Annotated in this window: 21 protein-coding genes; 1 reads left to right on the forward strand and 20 read right to left on the reverse strand. The window is 51.1% G+C overall.

The window, feature by feature from the left end; all coding sequences use genetic code 11:
• Positions 1-75: 75 nt before the first annotated feature.
• The 3 genes from EKM83_RS03320 to EKM83_RS03330 all read right to left on the reverse strand — a co-directional run bounded on the left by EKM83_RS03320 (position 76) and on the right by EKM83_RS03330 (position 3,041).
• Positions 76-480, reverse strand: a complete 405-nt coding sequence (locus tag EKM83_RS03320; protein ID WP_125575227.1) for a YxeA family protein — start codon at positions 478-480, stop codon at positions 76-78.
• Positions 481-693: 213 nt separating this feature from the next.
• Complete coding sequence (locus EKM83_RS03325) at positions 694-2,358, reverse strand: HAMP domain-containing histidine kinase (protein ID WP_225418609.1); 1,665 nt, start codon at positions 2,356-2,358, stop codon at positions 694-696.
• Positions 2,355-3,041, reverse strand: a complete 687-nt coding sequence (locus EKM83_RS03330; protein ID WP_020090053.1) for a response regulator transcription factor — start codon at positions 3,039-3,041, stop codon at positions 2,355-2,357. The genes EKM83_RS03325 and EKM83_RS03330 overlap by 4 nt, the downstream gene beginning before the upstream one ends.
• Positions 3,042-3,455: 414 nt before the next feature.
• Between EKM83_RS03330 and adhP the strand changes: the two genes are divergently transcribed.
• Entirely contained in the window at positions 3,456-4,472 is a 1,017-nt protein-coding gene (gene adhP / locus EKM83_RS03335; RefSeq protein ID WP_125575228.1) for an alcohol dehydrogenase AdhP, read from the forward strand.
• Positions 4,473-5,282: 810 nt separating this feature from the next.
• On the opposite strand, the gene EKM83_RS03340 is transcribed toward adhP, so the two are convergent.
• The 17 genes from EKM83_RS03340 to infC form a co-directional block, all read right to left on the reverse strand.
• Complete coding sequence (locus tag EKM83_RS03340; protein WP_164505574.1) at positions 5,283-5,915, reverse strand: matrixin family metalloprotease; 633 nt, start codon at positions 5,913-5,915, stop codon at positions 5,283-5,285.
• 128 nt (positions 5,916-6,043) lie between these two features.
• Positions 6,044-6,700 carry a matrixin family metalloprotease gene (locus tag EKM83_RS03345; RefSeq protein WP_125575230.1) on the reverse strand — a complete coding sequence of 219 codons (657 nt, stop codon included), beginning with the start codon at positions 6,698-6,700 and terminating at the stop codon, positions 6,044-6,046.
• 297 nt (positions 6,701-6,997) lie between these two features.
• Complete coding sequence (locus EKM83_RS13255) at positions 6,998-7,156, reverse strand: hypothetical protein (RefSeq protein ID WP_164505575.1); 159 nt, start codon at positions 7,154-7,156, stop codon at positions 6,998-7,000.
• A gap of 83 nt (positions 7,157-7,239) precedes the next feature.
• Complete coding sequence (locus tag EKM83_RS03350) at positions 7,240-8,052, reverse strand: HAD-IIB family hydrolase (RefSeq protein ID WP_125575231.1); 813 nt, start codon at positions 8,050-8,052, stop codon at positions 7,240-7,242.
• 114 nt (positions 8,053-8,166) lie between these two features.
• Positions 8,167-8,355, reverse strand: a complete 189-nt coding sequence (gene rpmF / locus EKM83_RS03355; protein WP_125575232.1) for a 50S ribosomal protein L32 — start codon at positions 8,353-8,355, stop codon at positions 8,167-8,169.
• A 66-nt stretch (positions 8,356-8,421) separates the two neighbouring features.
• Complete coding sequence (locus EKM83_RS03360) at positions 8,422-8,973, reverse strand: DUF177 domain-containing protein (RefSeq protein WP_125575233.1); 552 nt, start codon at positions 8,971-8,973, stop codon at positions 8,422-8,424.
• A gap of 73 nt (positions 8,974-9,046) precedes the next feature.
• Entirely contained in the window at positions 9,047-10,195 is a 1,149-nt protein-coding gene (locus EKM83_RS03365) for a nucleotidyltransferase (RefSeq protein WP_125575234.1), read from the reverse strand.
• Between the two features lie 2 nt (positions 10,196-10,197).
• Positions 10,198-10,941: a class I SAM-dependent DNA methyltransferase gene (locus EKM83_RS03370; RefSeq protein ID WP_125575235.1), complete on the reverse strand. Its 744-nt coding sequence runs from the start codon at positions 10,939-10,941 to the stop codon at positions 10,198-10,200.
• Positions 10,938-11,294 (reverse strand): ribosome silencing factor, encoded by a 357-nt coding sequence (gene rsfS / locus EKM83_RS03375; protein WP_125575236.1) that lies wholly within the window; start codon positions 11,292-11,294, stop codon positions 10,938-10,940. The genes EKM83_RS03370 and rsfS overlap by 4 nt, the downstream gene beginning before the upstream one ends.
• A gap of 11 nt (positions 11,295-11,305) precedes the next feature.
• Complete coding sequence (gene yqeK, locus EKM83_RS03380; RefSeq protein WP_164505582.1) at positions 11,306-11,914, reverse strand: bis(5'-nucleosyl)-tetraphosphatase (symmetrical) YqeK; 609 nt, start codon at positions 11,912-11,914, stop codon at positions 11,306-11,308.
• Positions 11,904-12,536: a nicotinate-nucleotide adenylyltransferase gene (locus EKM83_RS03385; RefSeq protein WP_125575238.1), complete on the reverse strand. Its 633-nt coding sequence runs from the start codon at positions 12,534-12,536 to the stop codon at positions 11,904-11,906. The genes yqeK and EKM83_RS03385 overlap by 11 nt, the downstream gene beginning before the upstream one ends.
• 15 nt (positions 12,537-12,551) lie before the next feature.
• Positions 12,552-12,860, reverse strand: coding sequence for a YhbY family RNA-binding protein (locus EKM83_RS03390; RefSeq protein ID WP_125575239.1), 309 nt, complete (start codon positions 12,858-12,860; stop codon positions 12,552-12,554).
• 18 nt (positions 12,861-12,878) lie between these two features.
• Positions 12,879-14,021 (reverse strand): ribosome biogenesis GTPase YqeH, encoded by a 1,143-nt coding sequence (gene yqeH, locus EKM83_RS03395; protein ID WP_125575240.1) that lies wholly within the window; start codon positions 14,019-14,021, stop codon positions 12,879-12,881.
• Positions 14,002-14,544 carry a YqeG family HAD IIIA-type phosphatase gene (locus tag EKM83_RS03400; RefSeq protein ID WP_125575241.1) on the reverse strand — a complete coding sequence of 181 codons (543 nt, stop codon included), beginning with the start codon at positions 14,542-14,544 and terminating at the stop codon, positions 14,002-14,004. Before EKM83_RS03400 ends, yqeH begins: the two co-directional genes overlap by 20 nt.
• A gap of 225 nt (positions 14,545-14,769) precedes the next feature.
• Positions 14,770-15,129, reverse strand: coding sequence for a 50S ribosomal protein L20 (gene rplT, locus EKM83_RS03405; RefSeq protein WP_125575242.1), 360 nt, complete (start codon positions 15,127-15,129; stop codon positions 14,770-14,772).
• 70 nt (positions 15,130-15,199) lie between these two features.
• Entirely contained in the window at positions 15,200-15,394 is a 195-nt protein-coding gene (rpmI, locus tag EKM83_RS03410; RefSeq protein ID WP_045806761.1) for a 50S ribosomal protein L35, read from the reverse strand.
• Positions 15,395-15,444: 50 nt separating this feature from the next.
• Positions 15,445-15,969, reverse strand: a complete 525-nt coding sequence (infC, locus tag EKM83_RS03415) for a translation initiation factor IF-3 (RefSeq protein ID WP_125575282.1) — start codon at positions 15,967-15,969, stop codon at positions 15,445-15,447.
• Positions 15,970-16,376 lie beyond the last annotated feature (407 nt).

A 16,376-nucleotide genomic window follows, 5' to 3' on the forward strand; every position in this document is an offset into this window, starting at 1 on the left:
CAAGAAACATTCTCACGCGATTGAGACAGCCACGCAAACCTGGTAAGCGACTCCCCTGACATGGTCCACTTGGCGCTAATCCACCATCAAGTTCTGCCGCACGCCACTGGGGACTGCGGCCCGTTCGGCCCTTTCCCAGGTCTCGACATTTTGCCCTTTAGTGGTGATCTTCAGAAATTTATTAGGCTTCAACCGCCACTGCGCATCGAAGGTCAACGTGCGGGCCTCCCCCTTGGCATTGTACGTTAGCAGCTGGTACACGTACTCGTCCTCACCGCCACCCCCGATGTAGTGACGCACCGGCTTAGCGTTGGTCGAGGCGTAAACGGTTTCCGTCTTGACTAGTGGGTTGACGTTGTCAGCGGCCATCGCCCACTCACTGTGCTTATTCTTGGTCACACCGGGCAAAATGACAGATCCGACGACACCCAAAACGGCTAAACCAGCCACGACCGCGATTAACTTACTTAAAATTTTCATCTTAAAAGATCCCCCTATGTTGGTTAGTTACTCATGTAATTAACTAGTTACCATAGAATACTGAACTTTCGCGGCGTTGTCAATCCACATTTCTTAAGGTTTGTTAAAACACAAAAAAACTGAGTGGGTTACTGTGACAACCGTAAGCTGGACGATTATTTCAGGGCCTAAAAAAGGACTGCTTCGCCACTAGGCCGCAGTCCTTCAAAATTTTTATGATTTTGGCGTTTCATCCGTTGGTTGGTCCGTCGTTGACGTATCCGCCAGCAGTTCTGACTTGATTCCTGGCACATCATTAGCTGCTTGGGCCTGTTCCTTCTTTTCCGTCAAGATCTGGGCGTCTTTGTCCGACAAAATCGGCAGGGAGATGCGGAAGACGGAGCCTTGCCCCAGCGCACTTTCAATGGTGATGCGCCCATGGTAAGCCTCAATCAGCCGCTTGGCAATGGCTAAACCTAGCCCGTTGCCTCCCTTGGTGCGAGAACGCGCCTTATCGACTCGGTAGAAGCGGTTAAAGACGCGGTCACGGTTCTCCTGCGAGATACCTTCCCCAAAGTCTTGGACGGCCACTTCTAGACTGCGAGAATCGCTCTCGTAGCTCATGTGGACTTCCTTGCGCGTCTGCGAATACTTGACGGCGTTGTCCATCAAGATGATCAGGATCTGTTCCAGGTGATTCCGATAGATTTGGGCTTGCACTGGCCGTTGGACGTCATCATCCAGGATAAAGACGTAATCTGGATGAATCATCTTGAAGTTATCAAACACCTGCTCGACCACCTCACTGACGTCCGAGACTTCATTGGGATAGTTGACCTCAATCTGCTCGGCTCGCTGCAGATCCAACATTTCTTGGACCAAACTCTTCATGCGCTTAGTTTCTTGGAGTGACGCCTTGATCGACTCATTCAGCACCTCAGGGTCGTCCTTGCCCCAACGGTCCAGCATTTCCATGTGGCCCTGGATAATGGCCACGGGTGTCCGCAATTCATGGGAGACATCTTCCACGAACTGTTGCTGCTGATCCATGTAGCGCTGCGTCGTGTCTAACATGTCGTTAAACAGGCCGCCCAAGTCACTGAGTTCATCTTGATGGTGCATTTCCGGCACCCGGCGATCCGTCTTGGGGTCCTCGCGCATAGCGTGGATGGTGTCCCGAATGGCTTCGACCGGCCGCAACAGGAAGGTCGCCAGGCTATAACTCAACACAGCGGCGGCCAAGACCGCCATCATGCCGAGGACCAGGTCAATCTGTAACAGCTTGACCTGGGTGGCGCGATAGTCGCGGAGATTGTCCGTGACCTGCACATAACCTAAAATCGTATCGCCCTGCTTGGCCCGAATCGGCGCGATGCCAACCAGGTTTTTGCGATTGTTGATTTTTCTGGTCGAGATGCGCTGCTTCTTTGATTTCTGAAACTTCAAAGGACTTTGCCGCGTCGCAAACAGCGGCTGGCCTTTTCGATCATAGACCGTGACGGTTTGACTGTCGCGGGCCAGACTAGTGAGCACCGCATTGTTGTATGGGCCCGTGGGCTTCTTAGTCTCTGACAAGACCGTCCGGGGCCGCAACAGCTGATTGACCTGAGCGCCCGTCAACGGTTGCTTTTGGGTATTGAGCTTTTCGACCACCACGTTCATCGTATCCGCGACGTGGGTCTTTTCCTGGCGCATCAACACCGTCATGAAGCTGTTAAAAATCAGCAACACGATGACCGCAAAGATGACCAGCACCCCAAAAGCCGTTGACAAGGCCCATTCCCATTTTAACGAGAAGCGAAACCCGGGCTTTTTAGCTTGGTCATCCGCCGCAGCCGCTACTGATGGTTCAGGGACAGCTGGTTTTTCAGGAATCTTTGGTTCTTCTGGCGATTTCACGAACGCATCACGTACCCTGTCCCCCGAACCGTTTGGATGTAGCTCTTCTGGCCGGCGACGTCAATTTTATTACGCAGATAACGGACATACACATCGACCACGTTGGTCTCAACTTCGGACTCATAGCCCCAAACCTTGGTTAACAGGACGTCACGGGCTAAGACCACGTTGATATTTTCCATCAAAGCCAGGAGTAATTCGTATTCCCGCTTAGTCAGGTTGATGACCTCATCGCCACGCCGCACGATCCGGTTTTCCTTTTCAATCGTCAAGTCCTTGAACTTCACGGTCGTTTGCTTGGTGTTCTTCTGTTCGCCTTCCAAGTGAATCCGGCGTAACAGCGCCCGGACCCGCGCCAACAATTCTTCGATGGCAAATGGCTTGACGATGTAGTCATCGGCCCCGTGGTCTAACCCGGAGACGCGGTCGATGACGGAATCACGCGCCGTCATCATGATAATAGGCGTGCTCTTGACTTCGCGAACCCGTCGTGCCACTTCGATACCATTTAATTCTGGTAACATCAAGTCAAGCAAAATCACATCAAAATCTTGCGACAAAGCTGCTTCTAGCCCGGTCCGCCCATTAAATTGGACGTTGGTCTCATAGCCCTCATGCTTCAGTTCTAGTTCCACGAAGCGGGCAAGATTTTTTTCATCTTCAATAATTAAAATTCGACTCATTACACTTTAACTCCTCTGGCTAATTCACGGCAGCCCCTCAAGTTAAATCCATACCAGGAGTGGCCGTCCGATATTCATTTCAACATTTAATTTTATCATATTTCCTCATAATTGTATGCAAAACGACGTGGCTTCTCACATTTAGTTTTATCTTAACCTTCTAAACCGGGAAAAAATCCTTCACTTGTAAAGGTCAACCGGTTGCATTCGATAGTTAATTTTGCTTATGAAAGCGGTTATGTCGTTTGCTTCACATTATTAAACGGCTTACACTAATAGCAGATAGGCGCCGTATTGCTATTAGTTGTGTGCCTTGATTAAATCTTAAGAATTTTTGTGCAAACTTTCACTTGAAACTGACAACTTTTGCAGTATACTGGGTCTTGTAGATAAAAAGAAAGAGGGATTGTTTTCATGAAAGCAGCAGTTATTCGCGATTCAGTTGATGGTTACGTAGATATCAAGGATGTCACCCTTCGTCCAATTACACACGGTGAAGCCTTAGTTAAAATGGAATATTGTGGTCTGTGCCACACCGATTTGCACGTGGCTGCCGGTGACTTCGGTAAGCAACCAGGCCGGATCATTGGTCATGAAGGTGTCGGTAAGGTTATCCAAGTTGCTGACGACGTTAAAAACTTAAAGATTGGCGATCGCGTTTCTATCGCTTGGTTCTTCAAGGGCTGTGGCCACTGTGAATACTGCTTGACTGGACGCGAAACTCTTTGCCGTAACGTCAAGAACTCCGGGTTCACGGTTGATGGCGCGATGGCTGAAGAATGCATCGTGGACGCCAACTACGCCGTTAAAGTGCCCGATGGTTTGGATCCTGTAGAAGCAACCTCTTTGACTTGTGCCGGTGTTACCATGTACAAGGCACTGAAGGTCGGCGAAACGAAGCCTGGCCAATGGGTCGAAGTTGTTGGTGCCGGTGGTTTAGGTAACTTAGCCATTCAATACGCCCACAACGTCTTCGGTGCCCACGTCGTTGCCGTTGATGGTAACCCTGACAAGTTAGCTGCTGCTAAGGCTAACGGTGCTGAAGTGCTGATCAACCGGCATGACGGCGACGTCGCTGAACAAATCCAAGAAAAAGTCGGCGGCGTGGACAATGCCCAAGTCACTGCCGTTAACAAGGATGCCTTCACCCAATCCGTTAACGCCTTGAAGCCAGATGGCAAGTTGGTTGCTGTTGCCTTACCACAAGGTGACATGGAATTGAACATTGCCAAGACTGTCTTGGATGGTATCTCTGTCCGTGGTTCCTTAGTTGGAACGCGGCAAGACTTAGCCGAAACCTTCCAATTCGGTGCTGAAGGTAAGGTTCACCCAATCGTTCAAACCCGTCGTCTGGACGAAGTTAACGATATTATCGATGAAATGAAGAACAACCAAATCGTCGGCCGGATGGTCGTTGATTTCACGAAATAAGCCAAGCTTAGCTTAATGTTTGGTCAAAAGAGGTTCCTGGTTCGCCATTGTGCGGCCGGGAGCCTCTTTTTTCTTGTCGCCATAGTAGACGAAACCCTCTGGTCGACACTGGTTGCTGATTTTGCTAATTTCAATGGATAAAACATTGTCATACCAACTGAAGGTTGAAAGATAAAAATCAGCTAGAAACATTATCACCACGCGACTCGTGATGTAAAAATTAGTCGTTTACAACAACCCTAGTGAGAACTGGCCGCCTACCGTCCGCCAACTATGGGTTGGAACGCGGTGGACGGACCGGACCGAGCCTGAGAAGCGGTCTCGGCCTCGCTTTGAGCCGAATAACACGTCTCAAAGACGCCAGTTGTCTAAGCGGCATGAACCCGCGCCGCTAAGACAACTCCCACGGCTGAACCCATATTTGGCGGACTCTCGGCTACAAGTGTGCTTACCAGTAAAAGTCGGCCTAACCCCAGGCAGCAGCTGATTTAGCAACCAGTCTTTGACTAACACAATGGTGTTAATAATCGCTAACCCGCTGGAGGCAGCCAGAGATGGAGCCAGCTGTGTCGACGGTGTTGGCTGAGGTTCTTTCTCAGCCTACAGCGTGGGACGACTTGGAAGACTGGCGGGTTGTGCCAGGCTTCAAAGCGAACCGGAAGACCGCTCCTCAGGCTGGAGGTGTTCCCCATAGCAGGCGGAATCTCTGGCTGACGTAGGCTCCTGTTTTCGCTAACTTTAGTGGACAGAACACAATATTGTTCCGAGAATTGCCACGTTAGCACTACTTTCAACCTTTAGATACCGAGACTAAACGTGACCAGGTCCATACAACAGGCGTAACGCCGCCAAATCAGCCGACGATAGCCACTCTTGTTCGTGATCACGAGCGGTCATCACCGACGTCTTGGCGGTACTGTGGGCCAACCCCACCGCGTGACCAATTTCATGGATGGCTACCGACAGTCGTGGCCGCAACTCTGGATGCGCTAAGTTCACGCCCGCCCGTGCCTGATTAACTGTTCCTTGCCTCGTCTGGATGACGTGTGGCCCCCCCTTCCCTAGCTCAGTGAAATCAGACCGCTGCGTACCAGCATCACGGTAGGTAAAAAAGGTGAGACTATTTTGTCCAGCTCGCGCCATCCCCGGCTGCAGCTGGACGATTCCCGTTCGATTAAACACCGTCACGGCTTCCTCAAATAATGCGCGAAACTCGGTGGCCTCCGCATTAGCGAAATGATAATAGTAAACAGGCTGTAACGGGTGCGCCAACGCGATTGGTTCCAGCGGTGTTTGCCCGTGGGGGCTGGCAACTCGGGTAGCCAACTGATTGACCAGCCCGTCCTGCCGTAAAGTCGTCGCAATCAGAGTTCCCCCGCCTAACCACAAACCGGTGAGCAAAACCACCAAGCCGCTTAACCACCACCAATGTGTTCTTTTCAACGCCACCATTCCTCCTTAATCTTCTGAAGAACAGTGTAACGGATTTGAATTGCGTTGACGACTAATCTGCAAAAGATTGGTCACATTTCACCGGATTTTCGACGAAATGTGCGTTAGCCGGTGAAGCTTCAATCGTAAAGTGTATGGAGAGCCTTGAGATCACCATGGGATAGCGTTGTCTTGCCCTGATCGATAGGATACATCACGGAACGGTGACTCGAACTGTGGTCTAACCCCAAGGCGTGCCCAACTTCGTGAATAGCCACCGATAATTTTACACCTTGCGGATACTGGAGATTGACCCCCGCACGGGCATGATTGGCCGTGTAGCCTTGAAACCCACTGACTTCTTCAATCTCTGGGCCACCTTTCCCCAGTTCCAGGTATTCGGACTTATCTGCGGGCATCACCTTGTGATAACCGAAAATCGCAATGGCGTTTTGCCGTTCGGTAGCATCACCAGCCACCAGATTGACGATTCCCGTATCATTGTAAACGGCGATAGCGGCTTCAAAAGTCTGCACCACCTTATCCGGCAAATTACCAGAGAAGCGATAATAGTATGTTTTCTTGAGCGTTTGCGGTTTGACGATGGATTCAACTGGGGTCGTAACGGATTTTTCCTGACGCCCCACCAATGGCAATTGGACCGTTAGCTGGTTCGTGGCTTGAACGGCCATTGTCTGTGACATTGCAACTATTTTGGGCAGGGTCCCTTGGAGGCTCGGTAGTAAGAACCAGCCGCCGATGATGACTACCAGCAAGAGGCCCAATCGTTTGCGCATGCTCTCGGCTCCTATTCAAAATGATTACTGCTAGTCTACCGGTTATTCACAAACTATGCCACAAAATCCGGTAATTTTGGGATAATCCCAAAGCTTTCTTAAACTATCGGTGTAGATTAACTAATTATTTAATCAATCTTTCATCTTAAAACCCTGTTATAAGAGAATTTATATTTGAATCGGTGGATTTTCTCTCATAATTTCATCAATTGTTAGTCAACATCATTTGCTTGTGCATTTTCGTAAAGAAACCCAGCAAAAAAGCCCATGACGATTGCCACAGGCCGTGTTTACTATTCATCTAAACCCATTTTGCTCAACCACCAGTGCTGGCACCCGGGTATCCAAACTCGAACGCGTGGCCCGTGCCGTCGCCGTGTCGTACAGCGCTACGCCATCGACCAACAGTGCCAGGCAAACGATGACCAGCAAAAAATCTCGACTTAACTGTTTCATGATCATCCCTTCGATCACCACGCAGTATACCGCAGTCACGCGGGCAGTGCGGTGCCAACCATCAGGTAGGTTAAGTCAGCGAATCACGCCAAAACTTGCTCAGTGATGGTCCGCAAGACCCCATCTGCTTGGTTATCGTAGGCGGTGACTCCCGCCGCAACGGCTTGGATGGCCGGCGCCGCATTGCGCATGGCCCAGCCCTGTCCCGCGTATTTTAACAGTGCCGCATCATTGTCGCCATCGCCAAAGGCCATGATTTCGGCCGCAGACAGCGAGAAGCGTTGCGCCAACCATTTGACCGCGGGCAGCTTACCCACGCTCGCAGCGACCACGTCAATGACGCCATAGCCACTGTCATGGGCGTGCAACCGGCCACCGAAATACGTATTCAACTGAGCCGTCAATTCGGCTGCCTGGTCTGGCAGCGTGGAAATGCTGATCTTTTTGATTTTATCCGTTACCGTTCGTAAATCGGCGACCTGCTGGAGATTGTCATAGTAAGCGCTAGCCGCATCCAGCAATGGCTGTGGGGCACCCAGTTCCGTGTACGACCCTGTCGCCCCGGTCATGATAATGTAGGCCTGACGCAAGAAGGCCTGCTGGCGGTCAACCGTGACGAACTGCGTCACGTCGGCTGCACTCAGACTGCCGTCAAAGATCAACTGGTCTTGCTGGTAAATGGATGCACCATTTTCTGCCACCAAGATAAGATTATCGGTCAGGTCCGCAGCAAATAGATCACGCAAATGGCCGTATTCATTGCCAGAGGCCAGTACCAACGTGATCTGACGTGCTTGCAGGTCGCGTAACACCTGCCGAAAGAGCGGCCGGTTATAGCTTTGGTCATCATGGAGCAACGTCCCATTTAGATCCGTCGCAATTAATTTAATCGTCACAATGTCACCCCTTAAATTGTGTGTGCGTTCATTATACGTGAAAAGTCGCGTTAATCGTCAAAAAAACTCCCAGAAGCCGCGGACTTCATGGGAGTTTCATTTGACTAATTAAAATTAGTTGTTTGCGTTCTTAACCGCAACGACCTGACGGCCATCGTAGAAACCACAACTTGGGCAAACCATGTGGGCCTTACGCAACTCGCCACAGTTAGGGCAAGGAGTTAAGTTCAGGGAAGCCAACTTGATGTGACCCCGACGCATACGCTTTTTCGTCTTAGACGTTTTCCGTGCTGGTACAGCCAAAGAAAACACCTCCTTTAAATAAATTATATCCACTAGTGAAAAAATTTTTAAGGCTTACAAAGGCGATTATTGATCATCCTGATCAGGGAAGAAATCTTTTAACTTTGCAAGACGTGGATCAACTGATTGATTTTCCTTCTCCACCTTTTCCAGGTCAGCCTCGGCAACGACTTCCCAGTCATCACCAGTCGGCATCTTTTCGCCCTGTTCTTCGGCTTGCGAAAGAATGTGCATCGGAATTTGTAAAATAATGTTATCGCCAACGGCCTTATCGAAATCGATTTGGTCATCTTTGACTACCATCACAACGTCGGTCTTCTCAAACCGTTGTGTTGCGGCGGCGTCAGCAACATAAAATTCCGTCATTTTGAAATCTACGGGTAAGTCTACCGGCGCTAATGACCGACTAGACGGGACCGTTAAGTCCGCGGTTACCTGTGCATCAACGACAACGTCACCGTCCACCACGGAAACCATTCCCTGGGCATGAACGGGGCTTAAATCCAAGACGTCATCGCCATAGCGTTCCATCAAGTCCGCCTTCAAATCCAACGTTTCGTCAAACGAAAGCGGCTCATTCCGGTAATTCTTGCGGAGCTCGGTCAACGACCATTTCATCGCAATCCCTCCAATGCAACGTGATAAATTATACCTGTCAAAAAATGTGATGTCAAGGTAATTTCCTTGATAGTCATTCAGAATCGTCTTTTTTTACTGGAATTCGGCCATAATCCTGGTCGATTCCGGTCAAAAGTGTGCGTAACGCGCCGGCTCGGTCGTCCAATTCGCCGGGACCTTTTTGCCAATCCCGGTCAGCACGGCTGACTAACGGCAACGTCACTTGCTTTTTGATTTGGTGCAAATAGGCCTGACCGGCAGCCGAGTACCCCAACACGCGCAAATATTGCGGTGCCACCAGCATTTCAGCTGGCTTCGCCTGAAGCAAGATATCCGCGGCCTGCCGTTGTAATCGGGTGTAGGTGTAACGCTTGGTCTTAACGTCGTGCATGAACCCAGCAAAGGTCGTGTTGGCCAATGCCGCCCGCTTCAACCGATACTCGACGCCTTCCGTGATCTGGTACAGCTGGCGCAAGTCGGCAACATCGCTGCTGACCAACTGATAGCGCAGCCAGGGCCAAAAATCCGGCCAGCTCGTTAATTGTGCTTGCTGTAATCGGCGTAAGGTGCTCGCAGGCACCACCGTCGCCACGGCGGCCCAGTCACCAGCTAAGGCGGCTGAACGAATCGCCGTGGCACTAGCAAAGGCCGTTTGCGTGGCTATCGTGGGATCATTGTGCTGACTCCCCCGTCGTGCCAAGGGCAACAACGTCAACGGATTACCCGCGCGCTGATTAGCGAGGGCGTAGAAGAAACCCAAGATATCATTGGCCGCATTTAGCGTAATACCCGTTTGCTCCCGGAGATACCCCTGAAAGAGCGACGCGTATGTCTGGTCAAACCGTTTGAAGGTCGCCGGATCCGTGGGTAAATGCGCCATTAAGCGCTGGTAGTCCATGTCTGGGTGTTCGGTCCCGAACGCCAGCCAACGGCACTGTAAGGCCGCTAAGAGCCCCACACCACCGGCTGCAAACAAATGCGCTGGCTGCAAGGCACTGGCCGTCGATAATTCCACGACCAGATCAACGCCGCCGGCCAAAGCGGCTGCCGTACGTTGCCATTTGTCCATCAAAGCCGGTTCACCGCGTTGGACCCAGTTGCCGCTCATAGCAGCCACGACCACATCGGCCCCCGTTTGCTGGCGCGCTTGGTCGACCTGATAGGCGTGGCCATTATGAAATGGGTTATATTCCGCAATAATCCCGACTGCCTGTAATGCCATGTCTACGCCTCCCGTGTCACCTCAAAGAACCACCGGGTCGTATCCGGTGCCACTTCTTGTTCACCGAAATCCGCGCTGACCCGTTGGACCGTCAGACCAGCCGCTGCTAACGCCCGTTGGTAATCAGCCAGCGGGTACGTCCGCTCATGGTGCAGCTCGGTCACCTTGCGATACTCACCGGTCTCCGCGTTTTCCGTGAAGAAGGTCAAGTCGTGTTCGGCTGCGTGTTCTTCGTCTTCGATGCCATAGCTGGTCCACACGAACGCTCGGGTCTCGTCAACGTAATTGTACATGTACCCGGGGTAAACGTCATCCGTTTGGTGCGGCGTAATCACGTCGAAGAGAAATTTTCCGCCGACAGCCAAGTGGTCATGCACTTGGGTAAAGGCTTGTGTCACCGCATCTAGGTCCGTCAGATAGCAAAATGAGTCGGCAAAACACGTCACCGTTTGGTATTCGCCAATCGCGCTGAGGTCCAACATGTTGCCCGCCATCAACGGCATCGTCACATCGGCTTCTTCCGCGTGTTTGGCAGCTAACGCCAACATCTCTTCACTCAGGTCCAAGCCACTGACCTGATAGCCGTGTTGGGCCAACAAGACGCCTAAGCGGCCACTACCACAAGCGAGATCGAGTAATTCGCCGCTGGTTGGCGCCACACGTTTAGCGACAAAATCCAGCCACTGGTCGTACATGGCTGGATCAAAAAGTTCGTCGTAAAGCTCTGCAAAGGATTGATAGATCATGCTTCAACCCATTGGCCCAGATCAACTTCTGGGGCGTCTGACCAGAGCTTTTCTAAGTTGTAATGGCTGCGTTGGTCCTTTTGGAAGACGTGGACGACCACGTCACCCAAGTCGATCAAGATCCATTCAGCGCTGTTCTTACCTTCAACGTCGCGAATCGCCACGTCATGAACGTTCATTTGGTCAACAATTTCGTCGGCGATAGCTTGCACTTGACGGTTAGAGTTGGCTTCCATAATCAAGAAGTAGTCGGCCATTAAGCTGACCTTGGTCATATCTAAGGCGACCATACCTTCTGCACGCTTGTTTTCCGCAGCCTTAACTGCGACTTCTAAAATTGCTTTGCTTTCCATAGTTTCTCCTCTCAAACGTTTGGATATTGTGGCACCCAGGCATTGTAGGTGTCAATGGACTTGGGGTAGACCGGCTTGCCGTTTTCTACCAAATACTGCAGCGTATGCTTGGCTTGAAACGCCACGCTTTTGGCCAAGTCCGTTTTCGCCAATTGCCGGGCTTCATCGACGCCGGGAAAGTCCCGTTGCGGTTCGATATAGTCGGCCATGTAGACGATTTGTTCCAGGGGTGACATGTAAATAGCCCCCGTGGTGTGGTGCCGCACCGCATTCAAAATATCTTCATCGTAAATGCCTAGCTCATGCTTGATCAGCTCGGCACCCACGACCCCATGCCAAATGGCATTGCCGTAATCCAGCAAAATCGGGTCTAAGTGATACTGCTTAATTGCCGCGATGAAGTCCGCGTCCGGGCGTTGCTTGGCGTAGTCATGAACTAGACCGGCAATGCTGGCCTTTTCCAAGTCCACATCATTGCGCTTCGCGAGATCAATCGCCGTTTGTTCCACCCGTTGGACGTGTTTAAACCGTTTGGGCTTCAACTGCTGGCTGATTCGGGCTAACAAATCGGCCCGCGTCCCAGCAAAAATATTTTCAGTATAGGTTAGCTCAGTCACGATATAATAGATGCTCCTTAATATAAAGATCGACCATGGTCGGCACCAAATAGCGCACGGACTGGCCGCGACGCACTTGGTCCCTGATCATCGTGGAACTAATACCAATCTGCGGCACGTCGACCCACAAAACGGGGTACGGCGATTCGCGATTAAATCCTTGACGACAGACACCCACGAACTGAACCAATTTGACCAGCTCGTCGATGCGGTACCATTTCGGTAAATAAGCGACCATGTCGCCACCGATAATGAAGTAGTACTGATTCTCCGGGTGCGCTTGGGTCAGCTGCAACATGGTGTCGTAGCTGTAACTCCGACCCCCACGGTTGACTTCCGTTAATTCCAAGTCAAACCGCGGATTGTCCTTGATGGCCGCTTTGACCATCGCCACGCGGTCCTTGGCAGGAATCGTCAACTTCCGGTCCACATGTGGCGGCTCAGCATCAGGCATGAACAAGACCTTGTCCAGACCCAATTGTGTCGCCACCTGATCAGCGATGACCAAATGTCCCAAATGAGGCGGATTGAACGTCCCACCTAAAATACCGATACGCCGTTTCTTAGCGGTCGCCGCTAATTGGGTCGCCACCTGTGTACTCGTTCGCTCTAGGATCTTCACCACGACTGCCAGACCTCCCTACATGTTTTCCACGATTGGTGAAATCTTTTGGTTTTCTGCTTCAGTTGCCACCCGGTATAAGACCAACACGCGGCCAATGGTTTGCACTACTTGAATGTCCGTATGGTCTTCAATGAAGGCTTTGGTCTCATCAACGGAAACGTCGGCACTCTGTTGCAGATTGATTTTGATTAATTCTCGATACTCCAAGGCACCGGTCAGTTGCTCTAACCAGGCCTGGGTCAACCCATTTTTACCCACGGAAAAGAGTGGGCGCATGGCATGGGCGTGGGCCCGTAAATAACGTTTTTGTTTTCCTCGTAGCAAGTTGTTGTCCTCCAGTTTTTAAATCATTGCACGGCGAATCAAGACGCCGACACCCGCGGGTGCCCAGCCAGTCACGTTGACGCCAGCCGGAACGGTAATCCAGCCTAAGCCTTCAAAGACCAGGTCGCTCTTGACCGTGGTCTTGAATTCATGCGCCACCAGTGGTGGGAAGTCATCCTTCGTGTCTGCGTGCGGCGGGGTCAACAGTTGGCCCAATTGCCGCGCGTAAAAGTCATCGGCATTCTCCAGCTTGGTGCGGTGAATGTATAAGTTGTTTTCAAAATAAGCCGTGAACCCATTCTTCGGGCCCTTGGTGTAGTCAAACCGGGCAATTCCGCCCAAGAACAACGTCTGTTGATCATTGAGTTGGTAGTTCTTCGGTTTGATTGGCTTTTGCGGCGTCACAATCTTCAGGTCTTTGCCATCCAAGTAGTGCGCCATCTGTTGGTTTTGAATAATCCCAGGAGTGTCGACCAATACGTGGTCATCATCCAACGGTAATTCAATCTTATCCAACGTGGTCCCGGGGAACCGGGATGTGGTGATCAGGTCTTGGACTCCGGTATTTTGGCGGATCACTTGGTTGATCAACGTGGACTTGCCGACGTTCGTCACCCCGACCACGTACACGTCGCGGTCGCCACGGTACTTGTCGATCAATTGCAACAGACCATCCACGGACTGGTTGGTCTTGGCACTCAGCAACGTCACGTCGATTGGCCGCAGCCCCTCTTCGTTGGCACGTTGCCGCAACCAATCCCGTAATTTACTCCGCTTCAGCGAACGTGGCAACAGGTCTTCCTTGTTGCCGACCAGCAAGACAGGGTTCTCACCGACAAAGCGGTGCAGCCCTGGAATCACACTCCCGTTAAAGTCAAAGATGTCCACAACGTAGACGATCAAGGCGTTGGCGTCTTGGATCTGCGTCAACAGTTGTAAGAAGTCATCATCGGTCAAGCCGACTGGCACGATTTCATTGTAGTGCCGTAGCCGGAAACACCGTTGGCAATAGACTTCTTCTTTTTCAATGCCCTTGTCGAGCGCTGATTGGGGCGTGTACCCCGGCGCCGTCTTATCCGTTGTTTGAACCACCGCACCACAGCCAATGCAGTGAAGTGGTTCACCATCGATTACTACCGGTTCAATGTGTTTTTCGTTCATTAAGATCCTCCTGCCAAGTTAATTCGGGATAGTTGTGCCGCAAGCGCCACATGACTACCTTTTCCAATAACCGATTGCCCTTCGTGATCCAGGCATCTGAGCTTAAAATGGGTTTGACTAAGACGCTGCGAACACCGCTATGATGCGCGGCCCAAACGTCCGTTAACAGTTGATCACCCACCATGACGACCTCGTCGCGGCGTAAATGCCAGCGACGCAAGGCCCGATTCAATCCCCAAGCGAGTGGCTTGAGTGCCCGGTGAATGTAGGGAAGGTTAAATGGTGCCACCGCACGGTCAACTCGAGCGCGGCTATTGTTGGACACCACAATGACCTGAATCCCGGCCAGCTCCAACAAATTGAGCCAATGGTGCAGTTCCGGTGTCCCATCCGGATTATTCCACGCAATGAGCGTGTTATCCAGATCGGTCATGACCGCCTTGATCCCGTTAGCCCGCAAATCTGTTGGCGTCAAATCGTATATGTTCGTAACCATCCACGTGGGTTTGAATCCAGAAACCATGCGGGTGACTGCCCCCCTTCGTTCGTTTGCCAGTATTGGCATGTCTAGCTTTTTATTATACGCAATTTTTGCGGATTTTACCACCATCAGCCGTCGAGAATCCCCAACTGTTTTCTGGTGGCGTTACCATAGCGGATACTGTCCGCCTTACCGTTCGCCAACTATGCGGCTACGGTCGTAATAAAAAAGACCCCGCCGCAGCGAAGTCTTTTCGAATTGACTGAATTAAGCAGCCAAAGCTTCCTTAGCTTGGTCAGCTAAGGCCTTGAATGCAGCAGCGTCGTTCACTGCTAAATCAGCTAACATCTTCCGGTTAACGTCGATGTTGGCTAACTTCAAACCGTGCATCAACTTGCTGTAGCTCAGACCGTTCATCCGGGCTGCGGCGTTGATCCGGGCAATCCAAAGCTTCCGGAAGTTACGCTTAGTGGCTTTCCGGTCACGGAAGGCGTATTGACGGCCCTTCATGACTTGGTCCTTGGCAACCTTAAATAAACGGTGCTTTGAACCACGGTAACCCTTAGCTAACTTTAAAACCTTCTTGCGACGTGCGCGTGTAACAGTACCGCCTTTAACTCGTGGCATAATCTTTTCCTCCTAAATCAATTCAAACATTATGTCGACATTTCGTCGACCCGAAAAATTTCCGACTAGCTTACTTTTGTAATAAAGAACGGTAAGTCTTAATAGTCGTTTCGTTCATCATCCGGGTACCACGAAGGTTCCGGCGTTGCTTCTTGGTCTTACCGTGGAAACGGTGAGACGTGTATGCGTTGGCACTCTTGATACCGCCCTTGGCAGTTACTTTGAAACGCTTAGCTGCGGCGCGGTTAGTCTTCATCTTTGGCATAATACGAAATTTCCTCCTTAAATCGGCAGCTAAAGCTACCCAATCAATTCTTACTTAGTCTCAGCGATAGGCGCCAGCATTAAGAACATGCTCCGTCCATCCATCTTAGGCCGTTGTTCAACCGTGGCAACCTCAGAAGTTTCCTGAGCCATCCGGTTGAGCACCTCGCGACCAATGTCTTTATGCGTAATTGCCCGACCCTTAAACCGGATTGAGACCCGAACTTTTTCACCCTTGGCCAAGAACTTCTTAGCGTTCTTCAGCTTGGTGTTAAAGTCGTTGGTATCAATGGTAGGACTGAGCCGTACTTCTTTGACACTGACCACTTTTTGCTTCTTCCGTGCTTCACGTTGCTTCTTTTGCAACTCAAAACGGTATTTCCCGTAGTCCATGATGCGGGCTACTGGTGGTTTAGCTTTCGGTGCAACCAGAACTAAATCGAGGTTTGCGTCTTCAGCGATCTGTAAAGCTTCGCGTTTGGACTTAATACCCAATTGTTCACCGTCGCCGGCAATCAATCGAACTTCGCGTGCGCGAATCCCCTCGTTGACAATCGTGTCGTTTGCTATGGTAATCCACCTCCAAAATAATCTCGAGAACTGCAGAAATCTCACTCACAAAAAAATGCGGGAACCTTTGATCAAAAATCAAACAGCTCCCGCATGAAATCCAATCCAAAGATCGAACTAACGTGCCTATCTAGCCCGGCAGCGTAAGCCACGGGGCGAGAAGCGGAAGCCTCTGCTTAATTTCTCAACTTAACCATCATACCAGCTAGTCCAGAACATGTCAACAGTGTTTCGTGACTAAAGTGTTTTTGGCCGCAAAATGCGTTGGGCAGGCCGCCTACCGTTCGCTAGATATGAGGTTGGAACGCGGTGGGCGCCGGTCCAAGCCAAAGAGCGGTCTTGGACCTCAACTTGAAGCCGCCAACCCACGTCTTTAAGTTGTCCGTTTTCTAAGCGGTAAGAAACGTACCGAT

The organism is Levilactobacillus angrenensis (genome assembly GCF_003946085.1).
GTDB classification, from domain to species: Bacteria; Bacillota; Bacilli; order Lactobacillales; family Lactobacillaceae; genus Levilactobacillus; species Levilactobacillus angrenensis.